The organism is Pseudomonas sp. KH_024_B2, from assembly GCF_057839965.1.
Map to the genome: position 1 here is coordinate 2,945,446 of NZ_CM174502.1, position 13,572 is coordinate 2,959,017.

General features: G+C 63.2%; 9 protein-coding genes. All 9 read right to left on the bottom strand.

All coding sequences use genetic code 11. The annotated features are described in order from the left end of the window. Positions 1-77 precede the first annotated feature (77 nt). Complete coding sequence (locus tag AC3I0A_RS13860) at positions 78-3,164, bottom strand: DUF6519 domain-containing protein (protein WP_489372408.1); 3,087 nt, start codon at positions 3,162-3,164, stop codon at positions 78-80. A 32-nt stretch (positions 3,165-3,196) separates the two neighbouring features. Continuing rightward, positions 3,197-5,335 (bottom strand): hypothetical protein, encoded by a 2,139-nt coding sequence (locus tag AC3I0A_RS13865; RefSeq protein WP_489372409.1) that lies wholly within the window; start codon positions 5,333-5,335, stop codon positions 3,197-3,199. Continuing rightward, entirely contained in the window at positions 5,332-8,454 is a 3,123-nt protein-coding gene (locus AC3I0A_RS13870) for a putative baseplate assembly protein (protein ID WP_489372410.1), read from the bottom strand. The genes AC3I0A_RS13865 and AC3I0A_RS13870 overlap by 4 nt, the downstream gene beginning before the upstream one ends. Continuing rightward, the gene (locus AC3I0A_RS13875) at positions 8,451-10,868 is read right to left on the bottom strand and encodes a baseplate J/gp47 family protein (RefSeq protein ID WP_489372412.1); all 2,418 of its coding nucleotides are present in this window, start codon (positions 10,866-10,868) and stop codon (positions 8,451-8,453) included. The genes AC3I0A_RS13870 and AC3I0A_RS13875 overlap by 4 nt, the downstream gene beginning before the upstream one ends. Next, positions 10,865-11,227 carry a GPW/gp25 family protein gene (locus AC3I0A_RS13880; RefSeq protein WP_057399640.1) on the bottom strand — a complete coding sequence of 121 codons (363 nt, stop codon included), beginning with the start codon at positions 11,225-11,227 and terminating at the stop codon, positions 10,865-10,867. Before AC3I0A_RS13880 ends, AC3I0A_RS13875 begins: the two co-directional genes overlap by 4 nt. Before the next feature lies 1 nt (position 11,228). Next, positions 11,229-11,552 (bottom strand): hypothetical protein, encoded by a 324-nt coding sequence (locus AC3I0A_RS13885; RefSeq protein ID WP_057399641.1) that lies wholly within the window; start codon positions 11,550-11,552, stop codon positions 11,229-11,231. Between the two features lie 69 nt (positions 11,553-11,621). After that, entirely contained in the window at positions 11,622-12,140 is a 519-nt protein-coding gene (locus AC3I0A_RS13890; protein WP_489372415.1) for a phage baseplate assembly protein V, read from the bottom strand. Continuing rightward, positions 12,137-13,261, bottom strand: a complete 1,125-nt coding sequence (locus AC3I0A_RS13895; protein ID WP_477783900.1) for a hypothetical protein — start codon at positions 13,259-13,261, stop codon at positions 12,137-12,139. Before AC3I0A_RS13895 ends, AC3I0A_RS13890 begins: the two co-directional genes overlap by 4 nt. Further along, the gene (locus tag AC3I0A_RS13900; protein WP_489372417.1) at positions 13,254-13,571 is read right to left on the bottom strand and encodes a hypothetical protein; all 318 of its coding nucleotides are present in this window, start codon (positions 13,569-13,571) and stop codon (positions 13,254-13,256) included. Before AC3I0A_RS13900 ends, AC3I0A_RS13895 begins: the two co-directional genes overlap by 8 nt. Between the last annotated feature and the right edge of the window lies 1 nt (position 13,572).

Below are 13,572 nucleotides of genomic sequence, written 5' to 3' on the forward strand. Positions count from 1 at the left end.
TCTACCGGTTGCCACCGACAGCAAATGCAGTGTGCCGATTTAAATGGTAGCAACCCCCCTCCTGTTTCTGTGCCCCGCTACATCTCGCTGAAAATTAGCCCGGCATTGGCGAACTGTTGGTTCGCCTTGTGGCCCAGCACGAAGAGGATAGATTCGACGGTGAAGTTGCCGATGTACTTGCCTTGGGAGGCGATACACGCCGCAATGTGGCCGAAGACACTCAGCTGGTTCTGGCTCAGGGCCAGACTCGACGCCAGTAGCAGGTTTTCGGTGCCCACCAGTGTATTGGCATCCGCCAGCAGGCTGCGATAGCAACCTTCGAGCACACCTCCCTCGGCTGCGCCGGCAAGTTCTCGCAAGCGGTCGAGCATCGCATCGCCCAGTCGCAACTCGCGTAGGCGGTTATTGCGCAGGCGTAGTTCGCCATAGCCGGGCTTGAGTTGGACGCGACCCCGACTCAACGCCAGGCCCAGACTTTTCAGCAGATCGAGGTTCAGCGCTTCGTCACTTTTGGCCTCGCCGTACAAGGACACACGGCCGTTGATCTGGTTATCCGCCAGCAAGGTGTCCGCCTCGGCGTCGCCCAAGGCCAGGGCGAAGCCAGTGTGGTTGAGCAGCAGTTCAGTGCGCAGGCGATCCAGCGAGAGCACGAGTCGGCGCTGACTGGCGCCTTGCTCTATATCGCTGCGCAGTGTCGACAATGCCAGGATTTCATTGGTGTTGAGGACCAACTGATGGCGATCCACCTGTTGCCCGAACGCCTTTCGCTGAGCTGGACTGAACCTAGCCAAGGTGTCGACCACCTTGCCTGGGATCGGCGCAAACAGGTCGCCCTTGCCTGATTTTATTGCCACCTCAAAGGGGGCGAGCAAGGGTATGGCAGCAAGCAGATCCTGGGCGTGCTGTGCCCCACTCAGCGCGTAGGCATTGATCAGACAGGCGCTGAGGTCGATGCGCTGAGCGTCTTCGATCTGCACCAGGCTAATGCCGGGCACCGTCAGCCCCGACAGGCGCATCCGCTGCAAGCGCACTTGCTGACAGCCCTGGAAACGCAGGCTCTGATTCTCGCCCTGCATGATGATGATGTCGAAATCCAGAAACGTCAGTGAGGCGAAATCGAAACAGTTGAACTCTTGATTGCGCAGCATCAACCGGCTGGCGGGGCCGCTGCCGTGGATGAAAAGATGAGTGCCATCCGGTGCGACCTGATCAATGCTGTCGGCCAGGCGGTGCTCGCCGGGTAGCAGGCACAGGCAAATGTCGCGTTTGCCCTGTTCGAGCAACGTTTTAAGAGCGATGTCGAGGTTCTCGAACTCGCCGCCGACACCGACGCTGGTGCAACAGCCACCGCCGTGAGTTTTTTGACAGAGCGCGTCGAGGGCGTCCTGCACGGTATGAATGCCCTGGGCGGCCATGTCGGCGCACTTCGCCGGGTCATAGGCGACCTGTGTTGCCACGGACAGGCTGGCGGAAAAGTGCAGGACGTTGTACTTGCCCGCCGCGACCTGGCCGGCTTCGAGCAATTGCGCCGTGCAGGTCTGGTTCAGCACGCCAGGTGCCAGGCTCCAGATAACGCTGGCGATACCGTCCGCGCCGGTGGTGATGTCTTGGCTATCGGTGCCGTTGGGCAGCGTGCCACCGCTGACAATGAAGCGGACCTCGGCCCCGGCAACCGGGAACTTGCCATTGAACACCGCGACTTCCAGTGGGCTGGGCAACGGCAGGTTTTGTGGCGCCAAAGGGTTAGGCATGACCTCCTGGCCGTCGCCACCCACGTAATAGAGATTGGTCAGTTCGGTCAGCGCCGGAAACAACTGACGGCAATCGCTTAGTGTGCTCCAGACCCCGGCCTGGCAGTTGAGCAAGGCCAACCGGGTGAAGGCGCGCAACACGCCCTGCGGTGCCTGGAAGGCGGGTTTATTGGCCACCAATGGCCACTCGATGTCAGCGGTAGCGGTGCGAGCGGGAATGGTCCAGAAATCCCCGACACGGTACTTGCCGGGGATGAATTTGATCTCGACGCCCTCCTCCAGCTCCACCCAGCCGCTGTTCAAATTGGCCGCCGCCGGGGCTAGCTTCGCCCAACCGTCCCAACGCCGTACGCGCGGATTGCTCAGGTACAGCGACTTGTCCAGCGCTCCGGTGGCACTGGCCAGATCGAGGGTGACCAGATTGCCTTCGGTCTTGAGCACCTGCACCAGTGTTCCCGGCCGGCCGAGCAGTTCATGGGTATCGTCGAAGAATTCCAAGCAGCAACCGGCAGTGATTGCAAGGTAGGCATCGCGACCGATGCTGGCGACCTCGAACTCGTCCGCCGTCGGCTCGCCTAGCCAACGTATTACGCGGGTCTCGATGCTGCCGTTATCACGCGACCACTTGTAGCGCTGGTCAGCTGAAACGCTGCCATCGTCATGGATCTCCACGCGATACAACAGGTTTTCAAGGCGTCGGTAACCCGCTTCCGGCGCCAACAGGCAGGGATCTTTGGGCGGATTGCTGGGTTCCGCACGGGCCGCCAGCTTGCCATCGGCGGCAGTGACTAAGGCAGTCCAGGCCGGCAGCACGCTCAGACAGTTCAGGTCGGCACCGATTTCGCCGGCACGCAGTAGCTTGACCTGCCACAGCAGTTGGTCGCGGGTCGCACTGTCCGGCCCGCCAAGGGCCACTTCATGGATAAGCGGGTCTTCCAGGGCCGTAATATGCCGCAGCCAGGCTTCGAGATAGCCAATGTAAACCCCATCAGGAGGGTCGACGGGCGCTCCGTTGTTGTCATAGACCTTGACCTCGGCAAGCTGCGGCGCGTTCGCCGGAGGCAATGGCAACAGGCTGGCATTGGCCGGCAGCACCGGCGAGGCATTTCCCGGCAAGTGTGGCTGGGTGGTCGCCGTCACCGGGCTGGCGTTTTCGCAGAGCAAGCCTTCGACGTAGTAATGACCGACGCCGATACCGATGGACTTGCCGTTGCCGGTCAGTAGAAAACCAGGGTTGGCCAACGGTCCTCCGCTATGGCCAATGGTATCGACGGTTTCGGTCTCGATCCGGCGATTGAGAATGTCCTGCTGCTCGTTCCAGTCCGCATCCAGCTGCACCCGCCCCTGTTGCATGCGTACCGTGCGGTAGTGCTGGTCCTGCTTGTCGGTTGAGCGGGTGAGATCGGCTTTCATAATGATATTCCTGGCCCGTTATGCGCGTTCAGTCAGTTCACAAAGATCACCCCGGCCTCCAGGCCGAAGCGCAGGTATTCGTCCAAGGCCTGACGCAGGTTGGCCTCGCGCTGTGGTTGTTGAAGCAGATTCCACACGCCCATTTCGGCGCCGTCTTCGGCACCGGTACGCAGTTCTTGAGCACTTGAAAGACGTAGCTGGGCATAAGCCGGATGGCTGAAATTCACCGAGGTAAACGCTGGCGTGACCCGCACCCGTTCGCTCTTCGCCTGGGCAGCTGGCAGCCCTTGGGTCACCAGGTCCGGCAGGCAACGATAGCGGCGTGGCGTCTGCGAGCCAGTCGGGACATAACAGAAGCGCACGCAGCCTTCCTGGCGTCGGGTGATGTTCAGTTTGGCGCTGAACAGGCTGTTGCTGGCTTCCAGCTCTCCGGCGGCGCTGGTGCCGAAGACACTGCAGCGATCGAGCTGCAGACGCGTGCCCGGTAAATCGAAGGCCAAGTCATCGCCGTTATCGAACACGCTGTTGCGGCCTTCGACCCCGGCGATGGCCTTGCTCGCGCGCAACGGCCCGCATAGACACTGGTTCAGTCGCAGCCAGAGTTGGCTGCCAGTGCCGGTGTGGCGGATGCCGCCCTTGCTCGGCGTCAGGCTGCAATGACGCAGATTCACCTCGCCCAGCGCACCGTCCAGGCGCAGTTGACCGTCCAGCAGCAGCCCCGACAGGCTGAGCCGAGTGTTGAGGTTGCCGCGTAAACGCAGGTCGCCGATCAGTACCGGCCGCCGCTGGTTGGCGGCTTCAATCGCCAGGTGGGTATCTGGCAAGTTGAGATCGGGGCTCAGTTCCTGGGTCCCGTCGTCCAGTAGATAAATCAGCGTGGGGACCCCGGCAATCACCGCAGCGAGCGCATCGGCCAGGTTTGCGTAATCGCCTGGGACCCGCAGCTGTATCTGAAAATCTGCCGGGTCCAGCAAGCCGTGCAACGGCTCGTCTTCGCGCCGCACCGGGCGTCGATCATAGGCCCCGGCGCCGACATCACCAGAGAAGCCATAGCAATAGGCGACTTCCACCCGGGTCGCGGTCTTGCCGGACGGCAAGGCGATACGCCCAAGGACTGGGTCGAAACCCACCAGATAAAGGTTGGCAACGCCAGGAAAGGTTTTGTCCGGCTGGCCGGCCTTGGTCGACTTGACCGTCACACTGGTCGGTGGTCGCCGCCGTTCCTGCGGCACCACACCGGGTAAGGGCGACAGATTGCACACCAGCAGATGCTCAGGTGGCACTTCTACTCCGTCAAGCCAGATTCGCAGCACCGGGTCACCCTCTTCCTGATCAAAGGGAAAGTACACCGGGTTGGCCGTCTCGCCATCGGTCAGGGCCTGACGCAGGGCTGTCAGTTCGTCATGCAGCAGGCGCCGTGAAAGTGGCTCCGGAACATTTTCCGGTTGCGCCAGGTGAGTGATTTCCTGCTCCGTGCGCGGCCGGTTGAACAGCATGCCTTCACCCCGCAGCAGCGGCTCGGCAACGTCGCGGCCCAGGGCATCGAAACTGTAGAACCCCTCCAGGCTGGTCATGGCCCGGGCAGTGACGCGTTGTAGCGCGTAGGCCTGCAGTCGCCAAAGATAGAGACCGACGTTGGCAATGTTGTAGCGCCCGGCCGGCAGCGAACGCACCTCGACGGTATGGGCGCTGCGGTCAAAGGGACCGTCGACGCGCTCCAATTGCGTGGCATCCCGCAGGTTCGGCGTGCGCAAGTTTTGCGGACGACAGTGATCCAGGTATTGGGTCGTGCCCAGCAGCTCAAAAAACTCCACCGCCCGCGCACGCCAGCCGGTGGTGTCGAACGCCAACTGTTCCAGCACCGGCAGCGTGCCCTTGCGCCGCCGCAGGCGCAGGCTGTTGGCCACATAAGCGCGCAGGTCGAACGCTTGGGTACCGCTGACCGGATACAGACCGCGCACACCCAGCAGGTCGCCGATATAAGGCACCAGCCAGTCGTCGCAGGTTTCGATAAACCAATTGTCGTAGAGCCGTGTAATGTCGTCCTCCAGCACGGCACCCTGCTCGGCGATGACCTCCAGCAGCGCCCGCAGTAGCCCACCCATTTCGGCATCGCGCTCGCGATAGAAGGCCGGCAGTCGTGCCATCAGGAATTCGGCGTCAATGCTCATAGGCTAAGCTCCGTCAACGTGACTGCGGCCGGGTCCAGCAACAGCAGTTGCGCCGCCAGTATCTGTTGGCTCTGCCACCGGGCACCGCGGGCGCGCAGTCGGCCATCCGGCCCCGCCACGCTGCTGCTGGACAGGCCGTCGTAAAGGCGCAGGTTATCCAGATCCACCCTCTCCACTCCCGGCACCCGCTGCATCACCGCCAGTACCTCGCTGCCGCTGACGGGCTGCCCGTAGTACCGCGCCGCGAACCCGAAGGCCTGCCCAAGCGCGCTGCGCACTGTGCTCAGGACCGCCGCGCTCTGATAGTCCGGGCTGACCCGGACTTTGGCCGTCACACCGAAACGCAGCACGACACCGGGCGCAAGCTTGAGCGGCTGATGGGCCGGGCGCACCGCGTCGATGGCCGCTGCCAGGTTGCGGTAGAGTGCCGATCCGGGATCGATGCTGACGCCCTCCACCCCGCTGACCGTGAGGTGGACCAACCGTTGCTCGCCATCCCACAACCACACCGCCTGAGCTTTGCCGACGCCAGCGAAGGCCGCGGCAAAGTCTTCGAAATCCCTCAGCGAGACGATGCGGTCCATCGTCCGTACGCTCAGTGGCGCGTTCTGCCGGGCACTGTCGCTGCTTTCCGGGTCAACCCCGCCAGCTGCGGGTACCGGGTTGATCACCTCCTTGACCCCCAACGGACGGGACAGCAGCAGGCTGATCCGCCCACTGTCGAGGTTGCCAGTCGCACCGATGCCGACGCGATAGGACGCCTGCACATTCATCTGCCCCGTGGGCAGGCGGCTGCCGTGTAGACCGTCACCGAATTGCACGGTGACCCGGCCATCGTCGCTCCGTCGCAGCAGATACGCACGGTCTTGCGCACCAAGCTCTTCCAGGCGTGACGCCTCGGACCAGCGCACGCCATCGATGCGCACTTGCAACGTGCTTTGGGTGCCCGAAGGGCTCGGTGAGGAAATATAAGTCAGCGGTTTCTGCATCAGCAGAAAGCGTTGGAAGGCTTGGCTGGCGTCCCCGCTGCCGAGGATTTCCGCCTGGATCTGCATCTGCTTGCTGTCGCCATGACTGGCCGGTGCCACATTGGCGTTGATCCGCACACTCGCCAGCAGATAGGCATGTTGCAGATCGCTTTCAAGCTCCAGGCGCGAGCATGCGCCGCTGCTGTCATTGTGTTGCAGGCGGTGCACTTCGCTGGCGAAGCCCAGCAGCACTTCAAGGCGTGTGCCATCGGTGAAGGACAGGCTCGCGGACCGGCCGTCTCTGACGATTTCCACCGCCACCAGCGGGTCATTGGCCAACAACCGCTGACGCGCCGGCGCATTTTGCGCCACGTCCAGCAAAGTGTGGCCACTGACCGAAAGCCAGCGGCCCGCATCCAGCTCTGGTTGCAGATCCTCCAGCGTCAACACATGACCGCTGAGTAACCCCGACATGGGCCGGGTTGCCCACGGCAGCTCGATCGATTCGCCGTAAGCAGTGGTCTCGCGCAGGCGCTCGTTGAACAGCTCGCGCAGTTGTTCGCCACGCAGGCTCAGGCGCGTGGTCTTGCTGTTCAGTGTGAAGGCGGCGCGGGCATCCTCGCGGCTATCAAGAACCTGATACAGCTCCTGATAATCGGGCAGCGCCAGCACCAGCCAACTGCCCGTGACCAACCGCGGATAGCTGGCGTCCAGATGCACGCTGTGTACGTCCCGGGGATAGAGCCGACTCTGGGGGATGATCTGTTTCGGAATGCCCGGGCCCTGCCAGCGCAATTGAATCGTGGCTGCGCCGCCGTTCTCGAAGTACTCCAGGCGCAGGTCGAGTTTTTGTCCGGCCTGGAGTTCGAACAAGGTCGCGCTGAATTCAGTGGCACCTTGATCACGCCATTCGTTGACCAGCAACTGGCCGCCAAGCCACAGCCGAACACCATCGTCGGCTTTGACGAAAAAGCTGTAGTTGCCGCTCTCGGGTATTTGCAGCCAGCCGCTCCAGCGCACCGAGAAGGTATCGACGCTCAACGTCGGGTCGGGGCTGGCGCTGCCCCAGTCGAAATCAACGGTGGCGTCGGTGCGGCTGAGCTTGCGAGTCTTGAAGTCGATGCCTTCAAAATACTCGCCATACAATCCGCTACCGGTGGCTTGGCGGGTCAGCGGATCGGAAATATCGGCCAGGGTGAAGCCCGGCCACTGCCCGTGCAGGCTGATCTTCGCCTGATTATCGTCGTCCAGGCCCAGGTAGCTTGCCCGCAGACTGCGCGGCATCGCCCGCCAGTCCGGCGCGGCCTGGCCGAACAGCGCGGCCTTGGTTCGTAGGGCAAAACAGCGTGGATTGGCCTTCGCCGGCTCGACATGGGGCATCACCTTGCCCAACGGTCGGTCGAGCGTCACGACCGTGTAGCCGGCCAGTGGGTCAGCGCTCGGCTCCACCGGCGAAATCACTTGCAGGCGAGCGACGCGGCGCAGGTCCCAGTTTTCGCTGCCGGGATTTTTCAGGCGTTCGTCGCCGACGATCAGCAGTGAGTCGCCCGCTTGCAAGCGCGTGTTCTGTCCCTTCAGATACAGGGTGCGTGCGCCCCAGTACGGTGGCAGCTCTTCCTCGATTTGCAGGCGCAAGGCATTCCAGGCGGCGCGCGCGTACAACGGCTCCAGAGTTTCGAAAACCTGTGCCTGTTCATCCTGCTCGGGAATGCTCTGGCTCTTGGTGCCGGCGTCGATCCGTGCGGTCAAGGGCGCGCCCCGCGCGGTCTCCAAAGAAAAAGCCAGAAACGTCGAGGCCGCCACGCCGGGGCGCAGCTCGTAGCCGATAGCGCGCCCCAGTTCCAATACCGAACGCCGCTCCGTGGCGGTACGCAGGAAGCCCTCGTTGGCGATGCGCTCCTGATAGAAACTCAGCACGTCGAGGACTCCGGCCCAGGCATCGAGCAACGCCAGCGCCGGATCATCGGCATCGCGGGTGCTCAGCCCGAGCAGCGGCGGCTGGCCGGACAGGCGCGCCAGCTGGCTTTCGCGAAAGCGCCCATGGGTGCCGACCCGATAGTGCAACGTCGTCTGCCCTGGCGGGTTCAGTTCGTCGACCGGCGTCAGCACCTTGATCCCGGCGCAGCAGCCGCATTGTTCGCCATTACTCATAAGCCACCTTGCATAGTCAGCAGCAGCCGGCCGTTTTCAGGGAAGTTCGGATCGTTATCCAGGCGCAGCACTTCCAGCGGCGCGGCACTGATCAAGCCCTGCTCTATTTCCTGATTCGGGGTTCTGCCCCAGCGCTGGAACACCTCGACCTGGAGCGAGGCCACGCCGGTCACCGAATGCGCCGCCTCCATCAGGGCAGAAAGTGCCAGGCCCTGGCCGAAGCTGAAGTGATCGGGATGAAAGAAGCCGAACCGGCCCTGCCCGTCTTCGCCACTGCTCAGGCGCTTGAGCAGGCCAAGCTTGACCGTCGCGGCAAAGTGGCCCGGCGATACGCAGACGCTCAGTTGAATATCCAGCGGGGCATAGATCGGTTCGCTGAGATCCAGGTCATAGCCGGCCAGCCGATAGCGTTCCAGATGGCGCAGCATTTCTTCGCGAAATGGGGCATCCAGCGGCTTGCCGCCCTTGCGGTCGAGGCTGACAAACATGGTGTACCAGCTTCCGGTCCAGCGCAGCCGCGCAGCTGCCCGCTGCACTTGCGGATGACGCTCGGCGACCCGCGCGTAGTCAGCCTCGGTGACCGCTCGCTCCTGGGTGCGGTAAGCCTGCGGGGCAAACAGCTTGATCGCATCGGCGCTCTCGGCCTCGGCACCGCCGCTCGCCGGCAACGGGTTGCGCAGTGTTTCGATGCAGTCCTTGATCAGAGGGTCTTCACAGACCACTTGGGTGATGCTCTCGGCACCGACATTACCGACGCTGCCACCGCCTTGGCGATAGCTGGCCAACAGCCGTTTGCGGGGTTGCGGCTGCATGCCGAAGCGATTGTCGCCGAAGCGCAGGTGCGCGCTGCCGTCGGCTTCGGTCTCCACCACAAACTCTTGGGCAAAGCGGTCACTGCCGAGCAGGTCGCGGCGTGGTAACCAAAGGCTGGCACCGGGTTTGGGCTGGTCACCATACTGATCGGGATCGTCTTCGCGCAGTTGCATGCCGGCCGGACGGGCTTGCCGGGGATCCTGGTACAAGGCGCTGCTGGCCGAACGCGTCGGATCGTGTTCATAAGGTTGGGCATAGACGATGCCAGGCTCGCGCAGACGTGGCCGGTACTGGCCGGCAGTCGGTACTGCGTCCGGCAGCAGCGATTCATCGGCGCGGGTCAGGCCGTGATCGGCCAATACCACATTGCCGCAGGCCTGAGCGACCCTGATGGTCTCGCTGACACCGGACTGCTGGATACGCGCGCTAATGCACAACGCGAACGGCAGTGCGTCCTCGGCGTGCCAACTGATCAGCTGCAATGGCGTGTCGGTCAGCAGGTCGTGCCCCGGCTTGACCCCGGTCAAGCGCACCGCATGCCGGTGGGTGCGGTCGGCATCCGGCGCAAGGCCGGTGCCAGGGCTCAGCACTTCTTCGAAGATCAGCAGCATGCCCACCTGCAAACTCAGCGGCGGATCATCGATCAGGGCGGCCTCCTGCGCGCCTTTGCCCAGACAGAAGTCCGGCTCGCCCCAATGGTGGATATCAATGCGGTTATGGGCGGACTGCAAGGGCAGCGCGTGCATCGTTTCGAAGACTTGGGTGGCACCGTCGGGCAAGGTTTCCAGTACGGTTTCTTTCAATACAGTCCCGGGCTCGGCACTGCGGGTCAACAAACGAGTACCCGCGGCCAACACCTGGCCGTCGGCTTGGGTGGAGACGCTCAGGCTGACGAAGACCCGACTGTTGCAGCCATCGTGAATCGGGTAATCCAGCAGCCGCGCATGCCGGCGCAGGGAGACGCGACGCCGGGCAGTGCCCAGATACGCCTCGGTGGCGACGGCATCCTGGTAATAACTGAGTTGATCGCCGATATGCGCGAGCATCTCCACCAGGGCCACGGAAAAATCCGCCGGGTTGCGCTCATGAAAGCCGGGAATCAGCTGCCCCATCCGGTCCAGCATCAACCGTCGAAAGCTCCCGTAATCCTTGGCCAGGTAATCCAGCAGCGGCTCGGCCGGCGCCTGCGGCGGGCACAGATGATCGTCGGCACAATCGAATTCGGACGGGCACTGCGCCTTGAAGCTGAAGCGGATGCTCGACAGGCAAGGGTCGAAACCCGGCGGTGGATCCTCGGGCGCCGTGGGGTTGATCAACACGAAGCGATACCAGGAGAAATCACCGGCCTGGTCCACCGTAATGTCGAGCTGATTGCCGTTGATACTCAGGCTCTCGATGTGCACGCCAGTGATGCGCACCCCACCTTCAATCCGGCAATGGGCAGCGGTGATGCCAGCCAACGGATTGACGAACGCCACACTGAGCTTGCGCTGATTCGCGGAGGCTACTTCCAGGTAGTCGATGCCGTTAAGGCTCGGCGGGTCTAGGTCACGCAGCAATTGCAGGCGATGGCGGTTGTCGGACAAAAACTGGCGTTTCATGGCGCAAGTCCTCGGCTGAAGGTCGCCAGTTGCCGCTGGCGATCCCGGCGCATGACGTACTGCACCGTCACGCCGAGGCGTGCATCGAGGTTTTCGACCGTCACCGACTCGACCTCGATCAGTTCCCCCAGCCACTGTTGCAGCGAACCTTGCACGGTCATCTGCACGGCCGCGGCGAGGGCGTCGCTGTTGGGCGCGAACACCAATTGCAACAGGCCGCAGCCGAAGTCCGGACGGTTCACCCGCTCGCCCGGCACGGTGAACAGCACCTGCTCGATCATGTCCCGCACCTGCAGATCGGCGAAAACCTCGGCACTGCGCCCGCGCGAGTCGATGCTGAAGGGAAAGTCCAAGGCCATATCAGACTCCTGTTACCCGTAGCTGGGTGACGGTGACCAGCATCGGCGTGCCGGTGGGGACACAGATCGAGGTGCTCGATTGCAACAGCACCGGCAGCCCACCGGCAAACACCCGGGTCGCGCCGACCAGCCACTGGCCGGTGACGCAGGGGCCATTACCGGCGGGTGGCGGCGGCATGCTGCAGCCGGCAATCACATAAGGCGCGGCCAGCGTCGTCACGGGCTGGCCGGAGAGTGTCACCCGCGCAAAAGGCGCAGTCGGCGTCGCTTGTCCGCCATGGCTGCACATCACGGTGGCGCCCAGATGCAAGAGAAAACCGGGCATCAGCAGTCCTCCCCTGTCAGGGTGCAATTGGGCTTTAGGCCAGGCGGGTGATGGCGTGAAATGTTCATTTCAAATCACCGTCAATGCGCCTTGATTGATATTCACCGCCGGGCCGTTGAGCATGATCGTCGCGCCCTGGCCGTTGCTGATGGTGATACCCATCTCGTTGATCGAAATCATCGCCCCGGTGAGGGTTTTGAGCAGGATGCCGCCCGTTGGCCCCGGCAGGTCCGAGATCGTCAGGCCGTTCTGGTTGCCGGTCTGCAGCACAATGCTTGGCGACACCGGCAGCCCCGCCAGCGCCAGGGCTGGCACCTCTGCCGCGCTGCCCCAGAAACCGCCGACCCAGATCGGGTAATCCTGGTTGCCCTGCTCGAACTCGACCCAGACGCCGGCACCGATTTGCGGCACCACAAACATGCCGCTCTGCTTTCCGGCGAACGGCACGCAGGGCATGGCCCAACTGGAGATTCCGAGCCCCAGCACATCGGGCACCTGGACCTGGATGCGGGCCATCTGCATCGGGTCGATATTGTTCAACACCACCCCGCGGAACTTGCCGTAGAACTTGCCTTGCTCAACGTTCATACCGGTACCCTCGGCAGTGTCGAGATCAAGCCGTTGCGGGTCAGCGTGAAGCTCTGCTTGAACTCGCCGGGCTTGAAGTTGCTGGTCACGCTTTTCACGTAATACAAACCGTCGAAGGCGGTGCCCGCGCCGCGCACGCCAACCAGTTGGCGTGCCTTCAGCACCGTGCCGTAGCGCAATACATCGACCGAACCGGTGGCGGTCACCACATCCGCCGAGCCCGCGGCCTCCGCCAGGCCCTTGGACAAGGCGGCCATCGGCGACAGCTTGGCGGTGTCCTTCAGCAGGTGGATCGATTTGGGGATGGGCGGCAGCGCGCCCAGTGGCGGGTTGAGCAGACTGATGTCGGGGATCGGCAAGGGAATCGGGAACTTGGTCAGCGGGTTCTGGATAAACACGATCGGCAGGCTGGCCTTGGTGTTGTCCACGCTGAACGACAGCGCCTCGACATTGCTGTGGGCATCCATCCCCAGGTTTAGCGCCGGTTGCGGTATCCCGAGCTTGATCTCCGGCCCCCAGTAAGCGGTATTCATCCCCGGCAGCGGGCCGGGCTCGACGTAGAACACGTAACCGGCGTCCTTGGCCAGCTTCTGCACATAGGCCAGGTCGGTGCCGTCATGGGTAGGGATCTTTTCCACAGGGATCGGCACATCGCTGAAAATCTGCGGGATCACCAACGGCACCATGCCAAAGATCGCGTACTTGGCGACGATCAGCGCCACCCGAGCCTCGGCCGGCATGGCCGGATAGGGAATGCCGTTGAATTCCTGCTGGTCCATGGCCACCGACAGGTCCTCACCGGTGATGGTCAGCGTGCTCTGCCCTGGCTCGTTGGAACCACTGACCTCCTGGCGGGTGATTAGGCCGTCCATCAACACCATCGGCAGGCTGTTGAGGGTGATCACGATCAGCACCCGCAACCAGGGCACTCGCCCGCCGGCGAGCAACAACAGGGTGTGCAGCGGTGAGTTGTTGTGCAGGGCGAAGCTGATCTGGAAGCCGCTGCGGGCGCCAGCCGCCGACGTCACCTGGATGCTCTGCAAGGCATCGATCAGCGGCTTGGGCACCGGCAGCGGAATCGCCGGGCCGACCAGCAACGAGACATGCATGCCTTTAAGCATCGCTCGGCCCCTGCATGCCTTCGGGCAAGGTCAGGTGGATTTGCCGGCCCAACTCTTCCAGCTCCAGTGGGTGGAGGCTGCCATTGGCATCCGGCAAGCGCCAGAACTGTTCTGGATCGCCGAGCACCGCAGCGGCCATGCGATCGATACGGTCGCCCTCGATCACGGTGTAGATCTGCAACGTGACAAAGCTTGCCGGATCGGGGACGAAGCGCCGCCGCAGGTAGACAACGCGTCGACCGTCGGCCTGGACAAGCTCGGCGGTTTCGGTCGGGTAGTAACGGCTGTTGGGTGGGAAACGGTCGCTCATC

What these genes read in the sequence shown, in the direction of transcription:
- AC3I0A_RS13900 (WP_489372417.1), bottom strand. Translation starts at nt 13,571, where the DNA reads ATGAGCGACCGTTTCCCACCCAACAGCCGTTACTACCCGACCGAAACC.
- AC3I0A_RS13865 (WP_489372409.1), bottom strand. Translation starts at nt 5,335, where the DNA reads ATGAGCATTGACGCCGAATTCCTGATGGCACGACTGCCGGCCTTCTAT.
- AC3I0A_RS13875 (WP_489372412.1), bottom strand. Translation starts at nt 10,868, where the DNA reads ATGAAACGCCAGTTTTTGTCCGACAACCGCCATCGCCTGCAATTGCTG.
- AC3I0A_RS13890 (WP_489372415.1), bottom strand. Translation starts at nt 12,140, where the DNA reads ATGAACGTTGAGCAAGGCAAGTTCTACGGCAAGTTCCGCGGGGTGGTG.
- AC3I0A_RS13885 (WP_057399641.1), bottom strand. Translation starts at nt 11,552, where the DNA reads ATGCCCGGTTTTCTCTTGCATCTGGGCGCCACCGTGATGTGCAGCCAT.
- AC3I0A_RS13860 (WP_489372408.1), bottom strand. Translation starts at nt 3,164, where the DNA reads ATGAAAGCCGATCTCACCCGCTCAACCGACAAGCAGGACCAGCACTAC.
- AC3I0A_RS13895 (WP_477783900.1), bottom strand. Translation starts at nt 13,261, where the DNA reads ATGCTTAAAGGCATGCATGTCTCGTTGCTGGTCGGCCCGGCGATTCCG.
- AC3I0A_RS13870 (WP_489372410.1), bottom strand. Translation starts at nt 8,454, where the DNA reads ATGAGTAATGGCGAACAATGCGGCTGCTGCGCCGGGATCAAGGTGCTG.
- AC3I0A_RS13880 (WP_057399640.1), bottom strand. Translation starts at nt 11,227, where the DNA reads ATGGCCTTGGACTTTCCCTTCAGCATCGACTCGCGCGGGCGCAGTGCC.